Origin of the sequence: uncultured Caldilinea sp. (assembly GCF_937128415.1) — a bacterium.
Taxonomy (GTDB): Bacteria; Chloroflexota; Anaerolineae; order Caldilineales; family Caldilineaceae; genus Caldilinea.
The window spans coordinates 168147-192113 of the sequence record NZ_CAKZMJ010000067.1 but is presented as its reverse complement, the minus strand read 5'-3'; the positions used below and the strand labels follow the sequence as shown (position 1 = coordinate 192113).

20 protein-coding genes are annotated in these 23967 nt (G+C 62.9%); 12 read left to right on the top strand and 8 right to left on the bottom strand.

The window, feature by feature from the left end:
* The 3 genes from Q0367_RS12355 to Q0367_RS12345 all read right to left on the bottom strand — a co-directional run.
* The coding region (locus tag Q0367_RS12355) for an RHS repeat domain-containing protein (RefSeq protein ID WP_298982559.1) at positions 1–1442 on the bottom strand (1442 nt) is incomplete at its 3' end.
* Positions 1443–1471: 29 nt separating this feature from the next.
* Positions 1472–1639, bottom strand: coding sequence for a hypothetical protein (locus tag Q0367_RS12350; RefSeq protein WP_298982558.1), 168 nt, complete (start codon positions 1637–1639; stop codon positions 1472–1474).
* 135 nt (positions 1640–1774) lie between these two features.
* The gene (locus Q0367_RS12345) at positions 1775–1954 is read right to left on the bottom strand and encodes an MGMT family protein (RefSeq protein ID WP_298982557.1); all 180 of its coding nucleotides are present in this window, start codon (positions 1952–1954) and stop codon (positions 1775–1777) included.
* A 672-nt stretch (positions 1955–2626) separates the two neighbouring features.
* Here Q0367_RS12345 and lepB point away from each other — a divergent pair.
* The 4 genes from lepB to Q0367_RS12325 all read left to right on the top strand — a co-directional run bounded on the left by lepB (position 2627) and on the right by Q0367_RS12325 (position 5194).
* Positions 2627–3301: a signal peptidase I gene (gene lepB, locus Q0367_RS12340; RefSeq protein WP_297639008.1), complete on the top strand. Its 675-nt coding sequence runs from the start codon at positions 2627–2629 to the stop codon at positions 3299–3301.
* Between the two features lie 114 nt (positions 3302–3415).
* Positions 3416–4141 (top strand): deoxyribose-phosphate aldolase, encoded by a 726-nt coding sequence (deoC, locus tag Q0367_RS12335; RefSeq protein ID WP_363325865.1) that lies wholly within the window; start codon positions 3416–3418, stop codon positions 4139–4141.
* Positions 4141–4437, top strand: coding sequence for a hypothetical protein (locus tag Q0367_RS12330; protein ID WP_297639016.1), 297 nt, complete (start codon positions 4141–4143; stop codon positions 4435–4437). The genes deoC and Q0367_RS12330 overlap by 1 nt, the downstream gene beginning before the upstream one ends.
* A gap of 43 nt (positions 4438–4480) precedes the next feature.
* Entirely contained in the window at positions 4481–5194 is a 714-nt protein-coding gene (locus Q0367_RS12325; RefSeq protein ID WP_297639019.1) for an MBL fold metallo-hydrolase, read from the top strand.
* 34 nt (positions 5195–5228) lie between these two features.
* On the opposite strand, the gene Q0367_RS12320 is transcribed toward Q0367_RS12325, so the two are convergent.
* Positions 5229–6884, bottom strand: a complete 1656-nt coding sequence (locus Q0367_RS12320) for an amidohydrolase (protein ID WP_297639022.1) — start codon at positions 6882–6884, stop codon at positions 5229–5231.
* Between the two features lie 141 nt (positions 6885–7025).
* On the opposite strand from Q0367_RS12320, the gene Q0367_RS12315 reads away from it, so the two are divergent.
* The 7 genes from Q0367_RS12315 to Q0367_RS12285 all read left to right on the top strand — a co-directional run bounded on the left by Q0367_RS12315 (position 7026) and on the right by Q0367_RS12285 (position 15067).
* A complete protein-coding gene (locus tag Q0367_RS12315; RefSeq protein ID WP_297639025.1) occupies positions 7026–7151 on the top strand; it encodes a hypothetical protein in 126 nt (41 codons plus the stop codon).
* 18 nt (positions 7152–7169) lie between these two features.
* Positions 7170–7565, top strand: coding sequence for a peroxiredoxin-like family protein (locus Q0367_RS12310; protein WP_297639028.1), 396 nt, complete (start codon positions 7170–7172; stop codon positions 7563–7565).
* Positions 7566–7724: 159 nt separating this feature from the next.
* Positions 7725–9746, top strand: coding sequence for an ASKHA domain-containing protein (locus tag Q0367_RS12305; protein WP_297639031.1), 2022 nt, complete (start codon positions 7725–7727; stop codon positions 9744–9746).
* Positions 9747–9814: 68 nt separating this feature from the next.
* Positions 9815–10504, top strand: a complete 690-nt coding sequence (locus Q0367_RS12300) for a B12-binding domain-containing protein (protein WP_297639034.1) — start codon at positions 9815–9817, stop codon at positions 10502–10504.
* A gap of 474 nt (positions 10505–10978) precedes the next feature.
* On the top strand, positions 10979–12460 hold the full coding sequence (locus Q0367_RS12295; protein WP_297639037.1) for a trimethylamine methyltransferase family protein: 1482 nt from the start codon (positions 10979–10981) through the stop codon (positions 12458–12460).
* Between the two features lie 176 nt (positions 12461–12636).
* A complete protein-coding gene (locus Q0367_RS12290; protein WP_297639040.1) occupies positions 12637–12801 on the top strand; it encodes a hypothetical protein in 165 nt (54 codons plus the stop codon).
* A 43-nt stretch (positions 12802–12844) separates the two neighbouring features.
* On the top strand, positions 12845–15067 hold the full coding sequence (locus tag Q0367_RS12285; RefSeq protein ID WP_297639043.1) for a molybdopterin-dependent oxidoreductase: 2223 nt from the start codon (positions 12845–12847) through the stop codon (positions 15065–15067).
* A 116-nt stretch (positions 15068–15183) separates the two neighbouring features.
* Here Q0367_RS12285 and katG read toward each other — a convergent pair whose 3' ends face one another.
* From katG to Q0367_RS12265, 4 genes are all read right to left on the bottom strand, one after another.
* Complete coding sequence (gene katG, locus Q0367_RS12280; RefSeq protein ID WP_298982554.1) at positions 15184–17451, bottom strand: catalase/peroxidase HPI; 2268 nt, start codon at positions 17449–17451, stop codon at positions 15184–15186.
* A gap of 69 nt (positions 17452–17520) precedes the next feature.
* Positions 17521–17958 carry a Fur family transcriptional regulator gene (locus Q0367_RS12275; RefSeq protein ID WP_297639050.1) on the bottom strand — a complete coding sequence of 146 codons (438 nt, stop codon included), beginning with the start codon at positions 17956–17958 and terminating at the stop codon, positions 17521–17523.
* Positions 17959–18088: 130 nt separating this feature from the next.
* On the bottom strand, positions 18089–19297 hold the full coding sequence (locus tag Q0367_RS12270) for an acetyl-CoA carboxylase biotin carboxylase subunit family protein (protein ID WP_297639055.1): 1209 nt from the start codon (positions 19295–19297) through the stop codon (positions 18089–18091).
* A gap of 77 nt (positions 19298–19374) precedes the next feature.
* On the bottom strand, positions 19375–20580 hold the full coding sequence (locus Q0367_RS12265; RefSeq protein WP_297639058.1) for an acetyl-CoA carboxylase biotin carboxylase subunit family protein: 1206 nt from the start codon (positions 20578–20580) through the stop codon (positions 19375–19377).
* Positions 20581–20776: 196 nt separating this feature from the next.
* On the opposite strand from Q0367_RS12265, the gene Q0367_RS12260 reads away from it, so the two are divergent.
* Positions 20777–23947 carry a hypothetical protein gene (locus Q0367_RS12260; protein WP_298982551.1) on the top strand — a complete coding sequence of 1057 codons (3171 nt, stop codon included), beginning with the start codon at positions 20777–20779 and terminating at the stop codon, positions 23945–23947.
* Positions 23948–23967 lie beyond the last annotated feature (20 nt).

Genomic DNA, 23967 nt, shown 5'->3' with positions numbered 1-23967 from the left:
CCGTCCGGATAGCGCATCCACGTCAGCTGGTTCGCCTGGTCGTACGCCCATTCGGTCACAAAGCTCCCGCCGCCCGCGATCGTCTTCGTCTCCTTCGTCAGCCGCCCGCGCACGTCCCCGTACACCCACGTCGTGCTGCCGGAGCCGTCCGTCATCGACGTGCGCTTGCCCCGCCCGTAGTTCGTCCCGGCGCTGTACGCATCGTAGCCGTACGTCACCGTCGCCGTCGCCGCACCGCACGTCCCGCCGTTCACCGCCCCATAGCTCTTCTGCGTCACACGGTCGAGCGCATCGTAGCTCAGCGTCGTGCGACAGTTGCGCGCGTCGGTCTGCGTGCGCAGGTTGCCCGCACCGTCATACGTGTAGCTCCAGCTCCCCAAATCCGGGTCGCTCATCGCCGTCTTGCGCCCCGCCAGGTCGTAGCTCATCGTTGTCGCCGCAAAGAGCGCAGCGCCTCCGCCCGTGCGCTGCTCCACCCGCACCAGCCGGTCCGCCTCGTCGTAGACGTAGCGCAGCCACGGCTCGGCCGGCGGACGCACCTCGACCACCCGCCCCCACACGTCGTAGAGCGTCAGCGTGCACTGGTTGCGCCCGTTGCACTGCCGCACCTGCAGATCCGCCGGATAGGTCACGGTGACCGCCTCGCTCGCCGTCGGGCTCTGCACTTTGCTCACACGGCCAAAGCCGTCGTAGCTCGTCACCGTCTTGGGTTGGTTGAAATACTGCCCCCGATAGGGCGTCCCGCCCGCCGCCGGCGTCCACACCGCCAGCAAATAGGGCTTGGTCTCCTGCGTGCGCTGGCCGTAGGCGTTGTAGGCGTAGTCCACCGCCACGTCGTGCGCACCCCCGTACACCTGCGCATTCGCCGTCTGCACCTGCAGCAGCTGACCAAGGCCGTTGTAAAATCGGCGCACGTTGTAGGCGCCGCCGCTGTGGCGCTCCTCGATCTCCACCAAAAACGGCCCCAGGTTGTTCACCCCGGTGTCGTAGTAGCTCACGCTGACGCCGGGCGCCGCGCTGCTCTCCCCAGGCCGGATAAGCTTGGTCAGCCGACCAAAGCCGTCGTATTCGGCGTAGGTGACCAGGCCGTTGGGGTCGCTCTCCTGCACGGGGACGCCGAGGCGGTAATTGTACACCCAGCTCGTCGTGTGCCCGAGGGCGTTCTGTTCGCTCGTGCGGTAGGTGTTGTAGCCGCCGTCGGCGTAGGCATAGGTCGTCGTGCGCAGCTCGGTGGTCGGATAGACGGCGGCGCCCTCCTCGTGATAGCCGTAGGCCGTCGAGGTCGTCACCCCCGTCAGGTTGCCGTAGAGGTCGTAGCTGTAGCGCACGTCGCTCATCAGCTGCCGCGTCTGCCCCGGCGCACCGTAGCTGACGCATTGGTTGCTGGCGTTGGCGTAGCAGACCAGCCGACGTTCGCGCGTCAGCGCGCCGGCCACGGGCATAATACTGGCCGCAGTTCTTCTTCACCCCTTCATAGGCGCAAAGTCGGCGCAGCGGCCGTCGCTTCCGCCGTCGCCGAGGCGCCTTCCTGCGCCCTCGCCGACGGCAAAGCCATCACGAGCAGGCTCGCCAACGTCGTCACATGCAACAGCCAAAGCAGCCGCCGCGCTCGGCGTCCAGAACGGGGGGGGAAGCGCATAAAATCTCCTCGGGTTGGATCGTCTAGAAGGGCGATGCGTTTAACTTAGAAGCTACAGCCCGGTGCGTTTGTTGTAATTTTTATCCCAATCCTTTCCCTCTTGCATGACGAATTCCCGACGAAATAGGACGTGATTTAAAGAATCGCCCCGCGCTCTCGCTCCAGCAGCCGGCGCTTGCGTTCGAGGCCCCAGCGGTAGCCGCCGAGCTCGCCGTCCTTGCGCACGACGCGATGGCCGAAAATCGCTTGCTCAAAATCATCTCCTCCTTTTATCCAATTCACGTTGCGCAGAAGATGCTCGCCCTTTTTGTGCAACCGGACGTCTCCAATCGCTGACTTTTGCCCCTCGCTTCCCTCTCGCCGCCAGCCTGGCGGCCAAGTCCTCTGGAAGTCACCACAAAGGCGCTAAGAAACACGAAGATTTGAGTGTCCTTTGTGCCTTTGTGTTCTTGATGGTTAACCATCTCACCCGGACTCTTGCGGCGCCTTCGGCGGTCGGAGGGAAGGGATGCGGAATTCGCAAGCGCTGACGCAGACCGAGTCGCCGGACCGCGTAACGTGAATATCCCAAATATCCCAATTGGGAAATTGCAATAATCGCAGATAAATGATACGGGCTTGATCATCGAGGCGCAACAATACTCGGCATGGGGCGCGGAGAGCCGGCCATGAAGGTCGTGCACGGTCGCCATTTTTTTCACGTGTTCCTGATATTTTTACTGGATGAATCGCTTATCCCAATTGGGATATTTGGGATAATCCATGGGATTGCAAATCCTGTAATAAGGTTTTGGGATCAGGGGATGCAAAGGGGATGTTTGGGAAGGGTTGCCGATTGCCATAGACTGGAAGCCGTTTTTCTTTGAACGCCGCAACTACGGTGCTATAATGGCGTATGTTGTCTCGCCTGAGGTGGAGCGTTTTGTATGCTTGCTGCTCGAGCGGTGCCAACACCGGCGACACTGCGTAGCGAAATATGGGTGGCGAATGAGTGAATCGACCAAATCCGCTGAAGATTTGTACGCCCTTCGGCCGGACCCCGCAGCGATGGAGTCCCTGCAACTGACATCCGAAGCAGGCGCTGAGGCCGAAGCAACGAAAAACGAGCCTTCCTACGGCTGGATGATGGTGCGCGAGATTGTCGAGACCGTCGTCCTGTCGTTAATCATTTTTCTGCTGATCCGACAGGTGGTGCAGAACTATCGCATCGAGAACCACTCGATGGAGCCGAGCTTTTATGAAGGCCAGTTCGTGCTTGTGAACAAGATCGCCTACTGGTTTGACGAACCGAAACGCGGGGACGTGATCGTCTTTCACAATCCACGCAACACCAGAGAAGACTACATCAAACGCGTCATCGGCGTCCCCGGCGACACGGTGGAGGTGCGCGATCAAAAGGTTTTTGTCAACGGCCTGCCGCTGCCCGAAGACTATCCGCATCGCCCCATTCCTCCTGGCGAATACGCCGGCCCCTTTGTCGTGGGCGAGAATCAGCTCTTTGTGATGGGCGACAACCGGCCCAATTCGAGCGACAGTCGCGTCTTCGGGCCGATCGATCGCAGCCTGGTCGTCGGGCAGGCGTGGCTGCGCATCTGGCCGCTGAACACCTTTGGCATCGTCCAGCACGCCGACCTGGCGCCCGAGGGGTATCTGTCCAACTGAGCGCTTGACCAAGCACAACCGACGCGGGGTGACGAAGTGACAAACAGCAACACACTCGAAGAGCGCATCCAAGCAGCCATCCAGCAGGCTCTGCAAGAGCCGTCGGTGACCGACGTGGCGCCGGCCACGCTGACGCCTGCGGAGCTGGCTGCACTGATCGATCATACGCTGCTGAAGCCGGAGGCGGGCGAAGAGCAAATTCGGGCGCTGGTGGCGGAGGCAATCGAGTTCGGCTTCGCCAGCGTCTGCGTCAACCCGATCTGGACGCCGCTGTGCGCCGAACTTTTGGCCGAAACCAACGTCAAGACCTGCACCGTGATCGGTTTCCCCTTGGGCGCCACCTTGCCCTCGGTGAAAGCGTTCGAGGCGGGCGAGGTGGCTGCGCTGGGCGCAGACGAAGTGGACATGGTGCTGGCCGTGGGGCGACTGCGCGACGGCGATTACCATCTCGTCTATCGCGACATCGCCGAAGTCGCCGACGCCGCACACGAACACGAGATGATCCTCAAGGTGATTCTGGAAACCGGACTGCTCACCGACGAGCAGAAGATTGCGGCCTGCGTGATTGCCCAAGAGGCGGGCGCCGACTTCGTCAAGACGGCCACCGGTTTCAGCGGAGGGGGCGCAACCGTGGCGGATGTGGCGTTGATGCGTCGCGTCGTGGGTCCTGCTATGGGCGTCAAGGCTGCGGGCGGCGTGCGCACCGCCTTCGATGCGCTGCGCATGGTGGCGGCGGGCGCCAACCGCATCGGCACAAGCGGCGGCGTGGCGATCATGCGGGAGCTGTTGGAGGGCAGATTGCACTCTGGCGCGGCGCAGCCGCAAGGAGAAAGCTACTGATGACCGTTCGCGTCTCGGATTTTGCGTTGATCATCGGGCATGTCTGGCGTTGCACCGCCTGTCGCGACGCCCTGCTTGAAAATCCCTCGCTGATGGGGGTCGGCTACAAGTTGACCGAGGCGCAGCGCGAGTGCATCGCCAAAATCACCGAGGAAGACTTCCGCACCATGATGCACCTCGCCGAGGTCACCGGCCTGACCTTGCGCGAGATCGAAGCTGCGGTCGATCATCCACGTGCGCGACTCCGACATCTAGGCAGCATCAAAGGTGAGCTGCGCCCTGGCTTGAGCTGGTAAACTTTTCTTCACCCGACCAACGCCACAAGATTGACGCCGTCCCATGAACCAGATTATTCCCGGACTGTGGGAAATTGACGAGATCGGAGATCGCGTCCACTGCTACCTGTGGGAGTGGAGCGGCGGCCTCACGCTGATCGACACTGGGTTTCCGACCGACGTTCACACCATTCTCGACGCGCTGGCCGCCAAAGGGCATGCCTTGCACAACGTGCGGCGCATCCTCATCACCCACGCCGACATCGACCACATCGGCGGCGCAGCCAAGTTGAAGCGCGCCACCGGCGCGGTGTTGGGCTGCCATTCGGTGGAGAAGATTCTGCTGGAGAATCCTGGGCAGCGCAAGCCTGCAGCGTGGGTTTTGCGCCCGGTCTTCGCCGCGCTGCGCCTCACGCCGCAGTTCAATGTCTTGCCGGTCACGCCCGATGAACTCTACGTCGATGGAGACAAGACGCCTGAAGGCTTCATTGTCATCCACACGCCGGGACACACACCCGGCCACATTTCGCTGTTGCACCGAGAGAAGCGCGTGCTTATCGTCGGCGATGCGCTCAACAACCGCGGGGGCAGGCTGCAACTTCCTCCGGCCATGTTCACGCCCGACATGGCCAATGCGCAACGCAGCGTCTGGAAGCTGGCTAAGAAGTACGGGGAAGACTTCGATGTGATGGTCTTCGGCCATGGCCCGCCGATCCTGCAGAACGGCGGGCGCAAGGTGCAATCCCTGGTGGCGAAAATTTTCTCGGAATCCACTTAGGTCGACCACCGATGCTGCAAGCCGAACACCTTCGTTACGCCTGATAGACCACCCGTCCGTCGAAGATCGTCATCACCACGCTGGCGGCGGCGATGGCCCCGGCGGCGATCTCCTCCGGCGAAAGGGCGAACAGATTGCGATCCACCACCATCAGATCCCCGCGCTTGCCAGGCGCTATGCTGCCGATGACGTCCTGCCAGCCCGCCGCCTGCGCTGCGCCCAGCGTATAGGCAAAGATCGCCTGCTCCAGTGAAATGCGCTCCTCGGGATGCCAGGGCGGGCTGTGCAGCCGCTCGACGCGCTGGCGCACCACGGCTGCGTGCAGGCCGAGGAAGGGGTTCGGGTCGGCGACCGGCGCGTCGCTGCCGAAGGCCACCAGGGCGCCGCTCTCAAAGAGCGAGCGAAAGTTGTACATGTGGGCGCTGCGCTCGCCCAGAAACCGGTCGGCTGCGTCCATGTCGTCGAGCGCGTGAATGGGCTGCACGCTGGCGGTGATTCCCAATTTCCCCAGGCGAGGCAGATCGGTCGGGTCGATGATCTGGACGTGCTCGATGCGATGGGGAATGCGCAACGGCGGCGCGCTGCCCGCCATCTCCTCGAAGATGTCGAGCACGACGCGGTTGGCGCGGTCGCCGATGGCGTGCACGCTGATCGGGAAGCCTAGCTCCGCCGCGCGCCGGAACTCCGCCGCCATCTGCTCCGGCGGCGTGACGCAGACGCCCGTGTTGTCCGGCTCGTCGGGGCTGAGCTTGATGAAGGGTGCCAGCAGCCACGCCGTGCGACTGCCCAGGCTGCCGTCGGCGAAGACCTTGACATGCCCCATGCGCAGCGTGTCGTCGCCAAAGCCGCTGCGCAGCCCTAGCCCGGCCAGGTGCACCATCTCGTGCGCAGCCACATTGCAGGCGACGCGCAAACGCAGCTTGCCCGCCTCGCGCAGGCGCAGCAGGCTCGCCCACTCGCGCGGGCCGTCGTCCCCATCCTTGGTGCGTTGCGCATGCACGGCGGTGATTCCCAGCCGATGCAGCGCAGCGATGCCTTCCTGCAGCGCAGCGTCCTGTTCGGCGGGCGTCGGGGGCGGGATATGGCGCGCGACCAGGTCGATCGCCAGCTCACGTAAGAAACCGTTCGGCGCGCCTGCGGCGTCGCGGTCGATGACGCCGCCCGGGGGATCGGGCGTGGCGGCGGTCACGTTGGCCAGCCGCAGGGCAGCGGTGTTCACTACAGCGCTGTGCATGTCGCTGCGATAAAAAATCGCCGGCTTCTCAGACCCGGTGGCGGCGTCGATCTCGGCGGCGGTGGGAAAGTCGGTCTCGCCCCACCAGCTTTCGTTCCAGCCCTGCCCCACGATCCACTGCCCCGGCGGCGTGCGCGCCGCCGCCTCGCGGATGCGCGCCAACATTTGCTGGCGAGAGCGCACGTCGGCCAGCCGCACTTCGCGCAGCCCCAACGCGTAATACGAAAGGTGAATATGTGCATCGCAAAAGCCGGGCAGGACGAGGCGGCCTCCTAAATCGATCTGCTCGGTCTGGGGACCGGCCAGCGCCAACACTTCTGCGTCCTCGCCCACGGCCAGGATGCGACCTTCGCCTATCGCCACCGCCTGCGCCCACGGCGAGGCGGCGTCCTGCGTGTAAATTCTGGCGTTGTAGAGAATGAGTTCGGGCGTGCAGAAAAAGGTCCGCATCATCATGGTGGCTCGCGTTTCTTGTTGCGTGCTTCGTGTTGCGTTTATGGATGATTGCACACAGACGTTCGGTTGCAGCGGTTGATAGCGTGAGTGTAACAGAGCAGCATGAATTTGTGGAAACTCCAATCGCTTGTGAGGGAGAGCATGAAAAGTATTCCGAAAGAGATTTTAGATGCGCCGGTGACCGGCGTGAATCTGAAGCCCGGGACGCTGCGACAGCAGATCGATGAGACGCCCACCGTCCTGGTCTTCTTGCGTCACTTTGGTTGACCGTTCTGCCAGGAGTTGGTGAAGGACTTCCGCACGCTCGCCGCCGACCCTGCATACCCGCCATTGCTTTTCTTTTATATGGGGTCGGTTGAGGAAGGGGAGAAGTTCTTTGCCAAAGCCTGGCCGGAGGCGCGTGCCGTCTCCGATCCATCGAAGAAATTTTACACGGCGTTTGGCCTTGGTCGCGGCTCTTTCAGACAGGTCTTCGGTCCGGACGTGTTGGCCTGCGGCCTGCGCGCAGCGGCGAAGGGGCACGTCCCCGGCAAGGTCGTGGGCGATCCCTGGCAGATGCCGGGGCTTTTCCTGGTGCAGGGGCCGGACGTTTTATGGAGTCATGACTTTGCGCACATCGGCGACCATCCGGACTTGACCGCACTGCCCGCCATCGTGGCAGAGAGAGCCGTGAAAAAATAAGAACCCGATCGCAGGCCTTCCGTCTCTTGATCGACTGAACTACGTTTTGCGCGCCTCGAAATGAGGCTGCGCCGAATGTGTTGCCCAAGTTTCGATTTCGACGAGGATCGTTTATGATTGCCTGAGTAATCGATTTCGAGATTCATCAGGATTTTGGAAATGTCTGAGCAAGGGTTTCAGGTGATTTTTATGCCTTCGGGGCGACGCGGCCGCTTCCCCGAAGGCGTTACTTTATTAGACGCTGCGCGCGAGCTAGGCGTCGGCATCGAGAGCATCTGCAGCGGGCGCCTGACCTGCGGCAAGTGCAAGGTGCGCGTCGAGGAGGGCGAGTTCGCCAAGCACGGCATCGTCTCCGCGGCAAGTCATCTCACGCCGATGGGAGAAGAGGAGCGCGCCTTGTTGCACTCGCTGCGCGCCGACGACTGCCGTCTCTCCTGCACGGCGCGCATCACCGGCGACGTGCTGATCTACGTCCCCGAAGAGAGTCGGGCGCAGAAACAGATCATTCGCAAAGCCGCAACCGAGCGCGTCATTGAAATCGACCCAACGCTGCGCCAGTATTACGTAGTGGTGGATGAGGCGGCGCTGGGCGAGCACCGCGGGGATTGGCGTCGCCTGCAAGATGCGCTGGAGCGAGAGGTGGGGCTCACCGACCTCACCATCGACTTGCATGCCTTGCGCAAGTTGCAGCCTGCCCTGCGCGAAGGCAAGCGCGGCGTCACGGTGGTGGTCTGGAACGACCGCGAAGTGGTCGATGTGCGCCCTGGCTATCAGGAGGGCGTCTACGGTCTGGCCGTCGACATCGGCAGCACGACGGTGGCCGCCTATCTGTGCGACCTGCGCACCGGCGAGGTGCTCGCCACCGAATCGGCCATGAACCCGCAGATCACCTACGGCGAAGACCTGATGAGTCGCATCTCCTACGCCATGATGAACGAGGACGGCGCAGAGAAGATGCACGACGCCATCATCAAGGCACTCAACAAACTGGCCGCCCAGGCTGCGCACGCCGCCAACCTGCGCGCGCGCGACATCTATGAGATGGTGGTGGCCGGCAACACCACGATGATCCACCTCTTCCTGGGCATCGACCCGCGCGAGCTGGGCGGCGCGCCCTTTGCGCTGGCCAACCGCGACGCCATGGACCTCAAGGCGCGCGATCTCGGCCTCCGTCTGCATCCCGCCGCCAACGTCCATGTGCTGCCTTCCGAGGCTGGCCACGTCGGCGCAGATAACGTCGCCGTGCTGCTGGCGGAGGAGCCGCACCGCCAGGACGAGATCGAGCTGATCGTGGACGTGGGTACGAACGCCGAGATCGTGCTCGGCAACCGCCACTGGCTGATGAGCGCCTCCAGCCCGACCGGCCCGGCCTTTGAGGGTGCGCAGATCAGCGCAGGCATGCGCGCAGCGCCCGGCGCCATCGAGCGCGTGCGCATCGATCGCGCCACCGGCCGCGCCAATTTTCGCGTGATCGGCGACGAGCGCTGGTCGGACGAATGGGACGTGCACGCCCCTTCGCATCTGGCGGGAAAACCTGAATACCTTGCCGCCGGCATCTGTGGATCGGGCATCATCGAAGCCGTCGCCGAGCTGTTTCTGGCCGGCATCCTGTTGCCGGACGGCCGCTTTAACCCGGCCCACCCCACCGACCGGCTTATCTGGGAGGGTCGCCGCGCAGCGTACATCCTGGCGACGCCGGAGCAGACCACCAACGGCCAGCCTATCTACGTGACGCAGGATGATGTGCGCAACATCCAACTGGCCAAGGCGGCGCTCTACGCCGGCGCCAAGGTGCTGATGAAACGCGCCGGCGTAGCGCGCGTGGATCGCATCATTCTGGCCGGGGCGTTTGGAAGCTATATTGACCCGTTATACGCTTTGGTGTTAGGATTGATCCCTGATTGCGATCCACAGCGAATTGCTGCAGTCGGCAACGCCGCCGGCGACGGCGCCCGCATTGCGCTGCTCAATCGGGCCAAACGCAAAGAGGCAATGGCGCTGGCGCACAGCGTGCGCTACGTAGAGACCGCGGTCGCCCAGGATTTTCAGGAGGAGTTCGTTGGCGCGCTCCACATCCCGCACGCCAGCGATCCATTCCCTCACCTGGCCGATGTTTTGCCCGCGCCTGCCGCAGCAGCGGATGCAGCGCCGACGCGACGTCGGATGCGTATGCGAACATAAACACGCGAAGATAAAGCGAAGATTAGAGTCGTCGATTGTTGATGTCCTGAATTGCCGGAGAAGAGAGCATGAGCGAGGAAATCATCCTGTCCGAACTGTCGCTGGAAGACCTGTACGAGCTGATGAAAGAGGACCTCTACGATGGGTTGGCCGAGGAGATCGAAGAGGAGGTGCGCGAGGCGCTCTCACGCGGCGAGCCGCCCTACGACGTGCTGACCAAGGGGTTGGTCGCCGGCATGGAGATCGTCGGCAATGACTTCCGAGACGGCATCCTCTTCGTGCCCGAAGTGCTCATGGCGGCCAAGGCCATGAAGGCGGGCATGGCGATCTTGCGCCCCCTGCTGGCCGAAACCGGCGCCGAGAAGATCGGCAGCATGGTGATCGGCACGGTCAAAGGCGACATCCACGACATCGGCAAAAACCTGGTCGCCATGATGATGGAGGGCGCCGGCTTTGAGGTCTATGACCTGGGCATCAACAATTCGGTCGAGAATTATTTGGAGGCGATCGAGAAATACAAGCCGGACATTCTCGGCATGAGCGCGCTGCTCACCACGACGATGCCCTACATGAAGGTGGTGATCGACGCGCTCAAGGAGAAGGGCATCCGCAAGGACATCATCGTGCTGGTCGGCGGCGCGCCGCTCAACGAGGCCTTCGCCGAGGCGATCGAGGCGGACGCCTATTGCCGAGACGCAGCGGTGGCGGTCGAGACGGCCAAGAAATTCATGCAGATCCGCAAAGGCGTAAAGGTCTAAGGCGTCGTGGCAGGCGAGCGCTGCAAAGCGCTCGCCTTTGTCATCAGTGATTCGCTGCTTCTGCGTCTTTAATTTTTTACATGTTGCCCGCCAAAATAAAAGGACGCTCCGCATTTTTCCTCCCTCGATGACCTTCCGGCGCATCTCGGTCAATAGAGGCCCAATTGGTTCGGCGTGAAATTTGCGCACAAAATTTCCGGTTGATCTTCACTTGATTTTCGCGTATATTCACAGGCTATACTCGATCGACGTTCCGTAGGTGCGGCTCGCAGCCGCACGTTCTTGATGGGTCAAGGCAGGCCCTCACCCCCTGCCCCCTCTCCCAAGGCTGGGAGAGGGGGGAAGGGAACACCGTAGGTGCGGCAGACCCCAAGGTCTGGGGGAATGCGAGGAAGCGCAGCTCTCCTGAAAGGTCGTATTTTACGAGAAGGTTTCACCGAACTGTGTAACTGAGTCACCGAATCAAGGTGGATTATGACGCAAAGCGCTCTACGCCCTCGACGACGAGAACGAGTTTCATCCGTTGTTCCTGCGACGCAAGCATTGTATGTCCGCCCGAAGCTTACACTGCTGAGCGAGGAGCAGTGTCAACGTCTGCACGAGGCCTCGTGCCAGATTCTGGAGCGCACCGGCTTTCGCGTCTACCATTCGCCTGCGCTCGATCTGTTGCGTCAGGCAGGCGCTTGGGTGAAGGGCGACCTTGTGCGGATTCCGCGTGAGATGGTGGACGCCGCCATCGCTTCGGCTCCGCGCAGCTTCAACCTCTATCGCCGCGGGGGCGAGGAGGTCGCCTGCATTCTCGACGGCGAGCACGTCTATTTTGGCCCCGGGTCCGACACGCTGCGCTATCTGGACCCCCGCACCGGCCAGCGTCGCGACTTTACGATGGCCGACCTCGCCGACTGTCTGCGCGTGGTCGATGCGCTGCCGGAGCTCGCCTTCGCCATGTCGATCGGCATCCCGCGCGATGTGCCGACCGAGCGCTACTTCCGCCACCAGTTCTCGGCCATGATTCGCTATACGACCAAACCCAGCGTCGTCGTCTGCAACGACCTGGCCGACATCGAGGCGATCGCAGCGATGGCCGCAGCCGTGGCCGGCGGCATGGATGCACTCTCCGAACGTCCCACCTTTTTGATGTACACCGAGCCGACGACGCCGCTTTCGCACGCGCTGGAGGCTGTGGATAAGCTGCTCTTCTGTGCGCGGCATCGCATTCCGGTCACTCACTCACCGGCGCCGATGATCGGCGGCACGGCGCCGATCACGATCGCGGGCGCAGTGGCGTTGGGCAACGCCGAAATGCTCAGCGGCCTGGTCATGCACCAGTTGACCAACCCCGGCGCGCCCTTCCTCTACGGCCACGGCGTCCACCATCTCGACATGAAGGAGATGATCAGCGTCTATGGCGCGCCGGAGTTTCAGCTGGCGCGCATCATGGCCGCCGAGATGGGGCGCTTCTACAAGCTGCCGGTGTGGGGCTACTCTGCGCACAGCGACAGCGCCGTGCTCGATGAACAGGCCGCCATCGATGCGCAGTTTTCGATCCAGACCGCCCTGCTCGCCAAAACCAACCTCAACCACGACGTCGGCTACCTGGAGGCCGGGCTGGCGAATTCTCCCGAATACATGGTGCTGGCCAACGAGCTGATCGGCATGAACCGCGCTTTTGTGCAGGGCGTGCAGTTCGACGAGGAGGCGCTGGCGCTCGACGTCATCCACGAGGTGGGGCCGGGCGGCCAATTTCTCAGCCACGACCACACCATGCGCCACTGGCGCGAGCTGTGGACGCCGAAACTCTTCGACCGCCAGCGTTTGGAGCCATGGCTGGAAAAGGGCGGCAAGACCATGCGTCAGCGCATCCGCGAGGCGACGCTGGAAATTCTGGAGAGCCATCAAGTCCCATCGCTGCCGGCCAGCGTGGATGCAGAGATTGAGTATATTTTGAAGCAATAGCAAGGACCGAGCGTTGGCGCAACTCTTTCGGGATACAACGTCCGATGCAGAGCGCAGATTGCTCGAGCTGCTGCGCCGAAAGACGCCGGTGCAGCGTCTGCGCTTAGTGACCGATCTCAACAGGCGCATGCGGCGCCTTCTGCGCACAGGCGTTCGTCGACGTCACCCTTCTGCAGATGTATCACCTCGGTGGCGAACAATCTGAACGCCAGTGGCAGGATTTGCTTGGCGTGGTGGCCGTGCAGGGCGAGCGGCTGGACTGGCAATATATGCGCGAAATGGCGGCGACGCTGGCTCTCGGCGACCTGCTCGAAAGGTTGGCCGAACAGAGCCGAGGCTAAGCAGAGGGGGCGATAGGAGTTTTGACCAAGGAGGAGACCGAATATGCTTGAAACGATTCCGCTGACAACAGCTAAACCCACTGCGCACACCGAAATCGAACCTCTTCGTGAAACGAAACCTCTTCGTGAAACGATCGTCAGCATCTGCGGCGTCTGTTCGTCTGGGTGCGGGGCCGAGGTGCATCTGGAGAACGGTCGCATTGCGCGCCTGACGCCGATCAAGAACCATCCCTACAGCGTGCTGTGCACGCGCGGCATGAAGGCGGCGGAGATCGTCTACTCGCCCGATCGCCTGCTCTATCCGCAGCGTCGCGTCGGCGCGCGCGGGGAGGGCAAGTTCGAGCGCATCACCTGGGACGAGGCCTATGACGTCATCGTGGCGGGCTTGCGCCGCATCGCTGACGAGTATGGGCCGGAGGCGGTCGGCATGTACACCGGCCGCGGCAATTTCGAGTATGGCCTCAACGAAATGTTTGCGCCTGCGGGCACCGCCGAATCTTCCGCCAACGCCGTGCTGTTTCCCTTCGGCTCTCCGAACACCAGCGGCGTCGGCGCGCTCTGCTACGTCTCCTATGGCATGATCGCGCCTCGCGCCTGTTTTGGCGCCTACATGATGGACATGCAAGAGGACATCGACCACGCCGACCTGATCCTGGTGTGGGGCGAGAATCCCGCCACCGATTCGTCGCCGGCGTTGCTGCCCAAGTTGCGCCAGCTTCAGCAGCAGGGGACGCGCATTGTCGTGATTGACCATCGGCGCAGCGAAACTGCGCAGGCGCTGCGCTGCGAGTGGGTGGGCGTGCGCCCGGGGACGGACGGCGCGCTGGCGCTCGGCATGATCCACGTGCTGTTCGCCGAAGATCTCTACGACCACGACTTTGCGCACAACTGGACGCACGGCCTCGACGAGCTACGCGCCTACGTCCAGCAGTTCACGCCCGAACGGGTGGAGGCGATCACCTGGGTTCCCGCCGAGAAGGTGCGCGAGCTGGCGCATGCGATGGCGTGCGCGCAGGGCTGCTCGATCCTCACCTACACCGGACTCGAATATTCGGACAGCGGCGTCCAGGCCATCCGCGCGCTCTACACCTTGCAGGCGCTGGCCGGCCACCTCGATGCGCCGGGAGGCAAGCTTTTCAAGCCGCGCAACCGCCTGCGCCTCAACCGCAACCTGACGCCGCCTCCCGCCAACGCACGTCCTCCGATCGGCGCCGAAGAGTATCCGATCTACTATGAAGTGCGCAAAGAGGCGCACGCCGCCCTCTTCCCGCGCGCCATCCTGGAAGGCAAGCCTTATCCGCTGCGCGGGTTGATCGTCAGCGGCGCGTCGCTGATCACCGCCTGGCCCAACCCCGATCTCTGGCGTCGCGCCCTGGCCGCGCTCGATCTGCTCGTGGTCGTCAACCGCTTCCTCACCGCCGATGCGCTCTACGCCGACATCGTGTTGCCGGCGACGACGATGTTTGAGATCGAGTCGTATCAAATCCACGGCAACTACGTTCAGCTCCGCCAGAAGGTGATCGAGCCGCTCGGCGAAGCGCGCAACGACTATCTTATCTTCGCCGAGCTGGCGCAGCGACTGGGCTACGGCCATCTCTGGCCGCAGACGGAGCGAGCGATGGTGGAATTTGCGCTCAAGGACACAGGCGTGGAACTGGCGGACCTGCTGGCGCACCCGGAGGGCGTCGCCTATCCGCAGCCGCCCATGCGCTATCGTAAATACGCCAGCGGCGAACTACGCGAGGACGGCAAGCCCGGCTTTGAGACGCCGACCGGCAAGTTTGAGATTGCGTCGGAATGGCTGCGCAGCTACGGCTACGAGCCGTTGCCCGTCTACACCGAGCCGGCTGAAGGGCCGCTTGCGGCGCCGACGCTGGCGAAAACATATCCTCTTGTCTTCAACTCCGGCGCACGCACCAACTTCGACTTCCGCTCGCAGCATCACAACATTCCCGGCCTGCTCAACAAACTGCCGGCGCCGCTCGTTCATCTGCATGAAGAAGACGCCGCCGCGCGCGGTATCGCCGACGGCGACCCGGTGTGGGTCGTCACCCCACGCGGGCGCGTCCCCTTTTACGCCTGCGTCTCCACCAACATCGTGCGCGGCGCGGTGGAGGCCAACATGGGCGGCGGCGGCCCGCTCGGTCCGCAGGCATGGCGAGAGGCCAACGTCAACGCGCTGACCGACTTCGAGCACCGCGACCCGATCTCCGGCTTTCCGGTCTACAAGGCGCTGTTGTGCGATGTGGTGAAGCGGGTGGAGTGAGGAATAGGTGTAGGGGGACAGGGCGGGCCTGTCTATAAGATCAGCTTAAGAGCATCGGCATCGGTTCAGCCATCGCCTGCCCTGGCGATGGCTGAACCTTTTGACTGTCGCGCTGCTCAGGCGGCTTGCGTTGCCAAATCGCGCGCCTTGAGTTTGGCCTCCAGGCGCTGTCGGGCCAGGTCGAAGCGATCCAGGCTCATCACTTTGTGCCAGGCCGCCACGAAGTCGCGGACGAATTTCTCCTGGGCGTCGTCGCCGGCGTAGACCTCGGCGATGGCTCGAAGCTGGGAGTTGGCGCCAAAGATGAGGTCAAAGCGGCTGGCGATCCATTTGTGCTCGCCTGTTGCGCGATCGCGGCCCTCAAAAACCTGACCATCTCCGGAAAGCGCCTTCCATTCTGTGCCCATATCGAGCAAGTTGACGAAAAAGTCGTTGGTCAGCAAGCCGGGGCGATCGGTTAGGACGCCCAGGTTGGAGCCGTCATAGTTGGCGCCCAGGGCGCGCATTCCACCCACCAGCACCGTCATCTCAGGCGCAGTGAGCGTCAGGAGCTGGGCCTTGTCCACCAGAAGCTCCTCGGCCGGGCGACGCGCTTTCTCGCTGAGATAGTTGCGGAAGCCATCGGCCTTAGGCTCAAGCCACTGGAACGACTCCACGTCGGTCTGTTCTTGGGAAGCGTCGGTGCGGCCCGGTTCAAAGGGGACGGTGACGTCGTAGCCGGCGTCGCGCGCCGCCTTTTCCACGGCTGCGCAGCCGCCCAGCACGATCAGGTCCGCCAGGGAAACCTGCACGCCGTCCGTGCGTGAGCGATTGAAATCCTGTTGGATCTGCTCCAGCACGCCGAGCACGTAGGCCAACTCCGCAGGATTGTTGACAGGCCAGTCCTTCTGAGGCGCCAGACGGATGCGTGCGCCGTTGGCGCCGCCGCGCTTGTCGCTGTTGCGATAGGTGGAGGCCGACGCCCAGGCGGTGCGCACCAGTTGAGAAACGGTCAGGCCGGACGCCAGAATCTTCTGCTTCAATTCGGCGATCTCCGCCGGCCCGATCAACTTATGATTGACGGCGGGGATGGGGTCCTGCCAGAGCAGCTCCTCTTGCGGCACCTCCGGCCCAAGATGTCGGGCGCGCGGCCCCATGTCGCGATGGGTGAGCTTGTACCAGGCTTTGGCGAAGGCTTTTTTGAACTCTTCCGGGTTTTCATGGAAGCGTTTGGAAATCTCCCGGTAAATCGGGTCTTCCTTCAAGGCCAGGTCGGTCGTAAGCATCACCGGCGCGTGCCGTTTGGTTGGGTCGTGGGCGTCGGGCACGGTGTTTTGGGCTTCCGGGTTCTTGGCCCGCCACTGCCATGCGCCGCCCGGGCTTTTCTCCAACTCCCACTCATAGTTGAACAGGTTGTCGAAGAAGCTGTTGTCCCACTGCGTCGGCGTGGCCGTCCAGGCGCCTTCTAGGCCGCTAGTGATGGTGTGGATCCCTTTGCCGGTTCCAAAGCGATTTTCCCAACCGAGCCCTTGAGCCTCGATGGGCGCCGCCTCGGGGTCGGGGCCGAGGTAGCTGGACGGAGCGGCTCCATGGGTCTTGCCGAAGGTGTACCCACCGGCGATCAGCGCAACCGTCTCTTCATCGTTCATGGCCATCCGGGCGAAGGACTGACGAATATAGCGAGCGGCTTCCTTGGGGTCCGGCTTTCCGCCCGGCCCTTCCGGATTTACATAAATTAAGCCCATGTGGTCGGCTGCGAGGTCTTCTCGTAAAATCCCCGCCTCATCGTGGCGCTCGTCGCCGAGCCATTCACCCTCCGGGCCCCAGTCGACGGATTCATCAGGCTCCCAGACATCCTCGCGCCCGCCGGCGAAGCCGAAGGTCTCGAAGCCCATCGATTCCAGGGCGACGTTGCCGGCAAGAATCATCAGGTCCGCCCAGGAAAGTTTGCGGCCGTATTTTTTCTTGACCGGCCAGAGCAGTCTGCGCGCCTTGTCCAGATTGACATTGTCGGGCCAACTGTTGAGCGGAGCGAAGCGTTGGGTTCCATCAGAGGCGCCGCCGCGTCCATCGCTCACGCGATAGGTGCCGGCGCTGTGCCAGGCCATGCGGATGATCAGCGGCCCATAGTGACCATAGTCGGCCGGCCACCACGCCTGGGATGAGGTCAACACCTGCTCGATGTCTTTCTTCACAGCCTTCAAGTCGAGGGTTGAAAAGGCCTCGGCGTAGTCGAAGTCCTCGCCGAGGGGATTGCCGGCGGGCGGGTTCTGGTGAAGAATCTTCAGGTTCAATTGATTGGGCCACCAATCGCGAATTGTGCGGCGTTCGCTGTGGCCGGTCACCGGGCATTTGCCGTTGGCGCCGTTCGTGTGGCCGTTGCTCATGGGATTTTCGTTGCTCATCGTGTTTCCTCCTGCTTTTTTAACGAACTGTATGGCACGGATACAAGGTGGCATGGATGCAAGGCTTGGTCAGGTTAGATTGTTCGCTTCGCTCCGAGACTGGCATGCGGGGCAACGCCCCCAGTAGATGACTTCGGCCTCGTCGATCTCATAGCCCATCGCATCGGAAGGCGTAAGGCAAGGCGCCACGCCAATCGCACAGTCGACGTCTTCCACGCGACCGCAGATGCGGCAGATGAGGTGATGATGGTTGTCCCCCACGCGCGCTTCATAGCGGGTTGGGGAGCCCATGGGTTGAATGCGTCGGATCAGGTTTTTGTCCGCCAGCGTGTTGAGGGCGTCGTAGATTGCCTGCCGGGAGATCGCGCCTAGCTCGGCCTGGGCCAGATCGAACACGGCCTCAGCGGTGATGTGCGGATGTTCTGACACGGCCCGCAGCACAGCCAGGCGTTGCGCAGTGACGTGAAGCCCATGTCGACGTAGGCGATCGCTTAAGTCCTTGCTCATGAGCACATCATAACGCATAATTTTGGACTTTGTCAAGACTTTGATTGTATCTGTTTTTTAAAAGCAGCAAAGAGTGGATGGCGTCCTGGGGCCAAAGACTGCGTCGGAGAGTCTTGGATGAGGGGAGCGATCACTCTTCGGGCGGGCGTTCCAGCGGCGGCGCCGTTGCGCTGAAGTCGTGAGCAATGCGGCGGGCGTACTCTCCGACCAGCGTCTGCACCCGTGGATAGTCCGGGGATGCGACGACAAAACCGACGTGATGCTTCTTGTGCAGCCGCCAGACCACCTCCGGGTCGTTGTAGGCGGCGGTGTCCGGCCATTCCTGCCGCGCCAGCGACACGATCAGGCCGGCGTAGTCCTGGCGCGTCTGCGGCGGCGCATAGTTCTCGCCCCGGATATCGGCGATGACGATGCGCGCCCACTCTCTCCAGGGATTCAAACCGGTGGCGTGTTCGACCAGGCGATCGGTGCCGGCGCCGCCCACGCGCGCCGCAATCTCAAGAAAATACAGCGCGCCGTCCGTTTCGCTGCGGATAAACTCGGCGTGGGTGACTCCTTGCGTCATGCCCATCGCTGCAATCGCCTGGCGATTGATGGCCAGCAGCGCCTCTTCCAGCGGACTGCCGCGCAACACCGTGCTCGACGCAAAGACGCCGCCGCCGTGATAGACCATCATCGGCGGCAGGCCGTAGCGATGCACCGCTGCAAAACGCACCTCTCCCTCCCACACCACCGAATCGACGTGAAAGACGTCGCCGGGCAGGAATTTCTCCAACAGGAAGTAGCTCTGGCGGTCTCCCAGCGTCGCAAGCGCCTGCCATAGCTCGTCGGGATGGTGGATCATCTTAATGCCCATGGCGCTGGCTTCGGAGCGAGGTTTGAGCAGCCATGGGCCGGGCACGCGCGCCAGGTATTCGCTCACCGTCGGATAGTGAAAGACAGCAGTGAACGGCGGCACAGGCGTCCCCGTCTGGTGGGCGCGCACGCGCATCGCCAGCTTGTCGCGGAAGAAACGCGCCTGCGATGCGCCCATGCCCGGCATGCGAAAATGCTCGCGCAGGTCGGCGGCCGTCTCGACGTCATAATCGTCGAGCGGCGCAATGCGGTCGATGGCGCGCTCGCGCATCAGATAGGCGATGGAATAGGTGATGTCGGGCTGCCTGGCCAGGTTGGGGAAGGGCAGCATAAAAAACTCGTCGATGGCATGGCGCGGCCACTCTTCATGTTCAAGCTTCTGGGTTGTCACCAGAATCGTGCGACACCCCTGCTGCTTGCACTCTTCGATGAACAATCCACCTTTGAAGTAGCTGGCAAGACAGAGAATCGTTGGTTGCATCATCTTCTCGCTCGGTGAGATGGGTGAGATTTAGAGAATTGGAAACCTGCGCGACGGCAAGTGCGCCGATCTCGATCATCCTACACAGGCCGCTCTCCGGCTTTGGGCGGCGCCACCGCCATGAAGTCGCGGGCGACGCGGTCGGCGTAGGACGCGATGAGCTGCTGCACCCGCGCGTAGTCCGGCGAAGCCACGATGAAGCCCACGTGATGCTCCTTGTGCAATCGCCAGACCAGTTCCGGATCGTTGTAGGCGGAGGTGTCCGGCCAGGGCTCGCGCGCCAGCGAAACGACCAGGCCGGCGTATTCCTCCTTCGCAGGCGGCGGCGCATACGCTTCTCTGCGCAGATGGGCCACTTCGAGCCGCGCCCATTCTCGCCACAGGTTGACGCCGGTGGCGTGCTCCACCATCCGGTCGATGTTGGCGCCGCCGACGCGCGCCGCAATTTCCAGGAAATAGAACTTGCCGTCCGCTTCGGAGCGGATGAACTCGGCGTGCGTCACTCCGCGCACCATCCCCATGGCTGCGATCACTTCGCGGTTGAGCGCCTGCAACGCCTGCTCCTCCGCTGAGCGATAAGGGAGGTTGCCGGTGATGAAGACGCCGCCTCCTTGATAGACGGCCATCGGCGGCAGGCCATAGCGGCTGCACACCGTGAAGAGAACCTTCTTGTCCCACACGATGGAATCGACGTGGTACACGTTCCCAGGCACAAATTTCTCCAGCACGTAGAAGGACTGCCGATCGCCCAATTCATTGAGGAGCGGCCACAGCTCCTCGGCGCGGTTGACCTTGCGGATGCCCATCGAACTGGCCTCGGAGCGAGGTTTGAGCACCCACGGCCCGGGAACGGTCGCCATAAAGTTGCGCAGATCCTCATAGTTGAGCACGTGCACGAACTCTGGAACCGGGATGCCCTCGTCGCGCGCTTGCACGCGCATGGCCAGCTTATCGCGGAAATAGCGCGACGTCGTGCAGCCCATGCCGGGAATGCGCAGATGCTCGCGCAGGTCGGCCGCCGTCTCGACGTCGAAATCGTCGAGCGCAATCAGGCGGTCGATTTTGCGCGTGCGCGCCAGATAACTGACGGCGTAGGTGATGTCCGGCTGCTTGAAGAGGTTGACAAAGGGCATGACGAAAAACTCGTCGATCGCTTCCCGCGGCCAGGCTTCATGCTCCAGGTCTTGCGATGTAATCAAAATGGTGCGGCAGCCGAGCCGTTTGCACTCCTCGATGAAGGCGCCGCCCTTGAAGTAGCTGGCGAGACAGAGAAACGTGGGCGTCATGGTTGCGTCCTTTGGGATGACAGTTGAATTGCCCGCATATTACACCCTGGCAGGGATTCCGCAAAATGTCATCGTTTTTTCGTCTTTATGCGCCACGACAACGTCGATCGGCGCTCTCTACAATGAGAGAGGGTTCGGCGTCAATGAGCCCACTCTGCGCCGTTGGGAATGGAATCTGGAGCGGGAGAGCAAGAGCATGTCAAAGACGATCGACGGGCGAACGCAAGCCGCCAGCGCGAAGCTTTATTTCGTATTGAAGCGTCGCATGTGGATTGCAGCGGTTAGCTTATTCCTGCTGGGATGGGCGCTGGCCGCGCCTGCAGTTGTCCATGCGCAATCGCCGGCGGATGGCTTTGCCCCCAGTTTTGACAATGAGGTGCGCGCCTTCGCCCTGCAGGGTGATGGCGGACTGGTCGTGGGCGGCGCCTTCACCAAAGTAGGCGCAACGCTGCGCAGCCGTCTGGCGCGCCTGGACGTGAGCGGCGCGCTGGATATGGACTTTGAAGTGAGCGCCAATCAGACGGTCTACGCGCTGGCGATCCAGGACAATGGGGCTATCGTCCTCGGCGGCGCGTTTACGCAGGTGAACGGAGCGGGACGCAACCGCCTCGCCCGCGTCAGCGCCGACGGCCTCCTCGACCCTGCGTTCAATCCAAACGTGAATGGCGCCGTCCGTTCTATTGCGCTGTTGGCCGACGGTAAGCTCCTGATTGCAGGCGAGTTCACGACGGTGGCCGGTCAGCCGCGCACGTATCTCGCTCGCCTTCACGGCGACGGAACGCTCGACGTTTCTTTTGCGCCTGCGCTCAACGGAGCGGTGTATGCGTTGGCGGTGCAGGAAGACGGCGGCGTGGTGGTGGGCGGCGCTTTCACCGAGGTGAACGGGCAGCCCCGCGCTCATCTCGCGCGCTTTGACGCAGCCGGCGCGCTCGATCCCGGCCTGGCGCCCATTTTGAACGGGCCGGTCTATGCGTTGACGCTCGATTTTGACGGCTCGATCGTCGTGGGCGGTGATTTTACGTCGGTCAACAGCGTCGCGCGCGGCCGGTTGGCGCGCTTCGCCCCCACCGGTGCGCTCGCCGCTGCACCTGCGCTGACCTTCGACGGCGCCATTCATGCATTGGCGATCCAGGCCGACGGTCGGATCATCGCCGGCGGCGCATTTCTGCAGGTGAACGGCCAATCGCATCCCCGACTGGTGCGTGTTGGACTCAACGGCGCCCTAGACCCAACGTTTTCGCCGGCGCCCAACGGCGCAGTCTACGCCCTGCTCATTCAGCCCGACGACAAACTCGTCGCCGGAGGCGCCTTTACGCTCGCCGGCGCTGCGTTGCGTAACAGAGCGGCCCGTTTCTATGAGGATGGCAGCCTGGACGCCGACTTCGACCCGCTGGGCGACGAGAATGTGAACGCAGAGGTGATGGCGCTGGCGCTTCAGGCGGACGGCAAGGTTCTGGCAGGGGGAACGTTCCCCTCCTTCGACGGGGAAGAGCGCCTGCGCTTGGCGCGTTTCTGGCCCGATGGCCGCCTCGATGCCAACTTCGCTCCACGCTTCAACGGCGATGTGCGCGCCATCGCTGTGCAGCCGGATGGAAAGATCATCGTGGCGGGCGGCTTCACCCAAGTGAACAACCAATCTCGCCCTTTCATCGCGCGGCTCCTTGCAGATGGCTCGCCGGACGCCGGTTTCGCCCCCTTGAACGACGGCGATCTTCTGAGGGCGCTCGCCGTCGCGCTGCAGCCGGATGGCAAAATTGTGGTCGCCGTGGAGTTCAAAGAGCAGACGAATCGCCGTCCTCGCCTGTTGCGCCTCCACCCGGACGGCGCTGTGGACGCCTCTTTTCAGCCGGCGCTGCATGAAGGGCTGATCAGCTCACTGGCCATCCAGCAAGATGGGCGGATCCTCGCCTGCGGGGAGTTCACGGCCGTGTTGAACGCTGAAGTCATCGCCGGCAACCTTGTGCGTTTACGGCCCACCGGCGAATTCGATCCCACCTATGCGCCTGAACTTGGGCGCTGTCTGGCGCTGGCGCTTCAGCCGGACGGTCGCCTGCTGGTTGGCGGCATTGCGTCCTCGCTGCTGGTTCGCCTTAACGCAGACGGTAGCCTGGACGAGGGTTTTAACGCCAGCCTAAGCAACGGCTATGTGAGTGCAATCCTCCTGCACTCCGATGGTCGGATCACGGTGGCGAATAACTATGAAGAAAATGACCAGAAGCGCGGTCGCGTTTTGCGGCTCACCCACAACGGCGCCCCTGATCCGAGCTTCGAGATGCACGTCGCCGACAACGCAGTTTTGGCGTTGGCGCTGCAGAAAGATGGCAAGGTGTTGACAGGCGGCGGCTTTACGCAGATCGGCAGCCAGGCGCACGGCGCCGTCCCCCGCGTGTGGCTGGCGCGACTGTCGGCGACCTCAACCTCCGCCCAGAGGCTGGCCGCCGAACCCGACGCTGGACGATTCGTCTGGAATCCCAGCGCTGCTTTCCCGGCGTTTCACCGTGTGGAATTCGCCGCCTCGATCGATGGAGGCGCAACCTATACGCCGCTCGCGCGTGGCGCCTGGTCTGACAATCGCTGGCAAGCGAATTTCGCCGGCGCGCCGCTGAATCAAATTTTCTGGCTGCGCGCGCGCGGGGCTTTCGCCGTCGGTGGGTTCAACGCCTCCACCGGCCTGGTTGAGGCGGTCACGCGTGCGTTTATCCCCGGCGGCGAGCTCGAGATCGCCACTCTGGTCAACCCGACGCATCTCGCGCCGGCCTGGCGAGTCGAAGTCGTCGGCGCCACGCCGTTGACCGCCGCGTGGGCAGGCGCCGGCGCCACCGGCGTGCGCGGGGTCGCCGCAGGCCTGTACACTGTGACGCTGCACCCCGGCGATGGCGTCTTTTTCGACGACTATGACGCCAGTTATGCCTGCACCGTCGACGGCCAGCCCGGCCTCAATGGCAGTGGAAACTCTTTTCAGATTACTGTCAACCCGCAAAGTCGTGTGCGTTGCACCTTCACCCTGACGCGGCGCACCGGCTCGCTGGAGGTGCGTCATACTGTTGAACCGGCGGCTCCGGGCGGCGAATGGGAGCTGCGCGTGACGGGTCCTACAGCTTACACGGCGACGCTGCCCGGCGCCACTGTCATCGGCCCGCTCACCGTCTTCACCGGCGCCTACACGCTGGAGTTAACTCCACGCAGCGGCGGCGAGTATCGCACCACCTATCAATGCATAAGCGGTTCGCAATCTTCGGTCAGCGGCGAGGGTGCACAGGCGACGCTGAGCGTTGAGCGTGGAGAGCGGGTGACCTGCGATTTCCGCAGTGTGCGCATTGCAACGAGCCACCAACTCTTTCTGCCGCTGATGATGCGCAGCCGGTGAAAGTCGCTGGAATAAGAAAA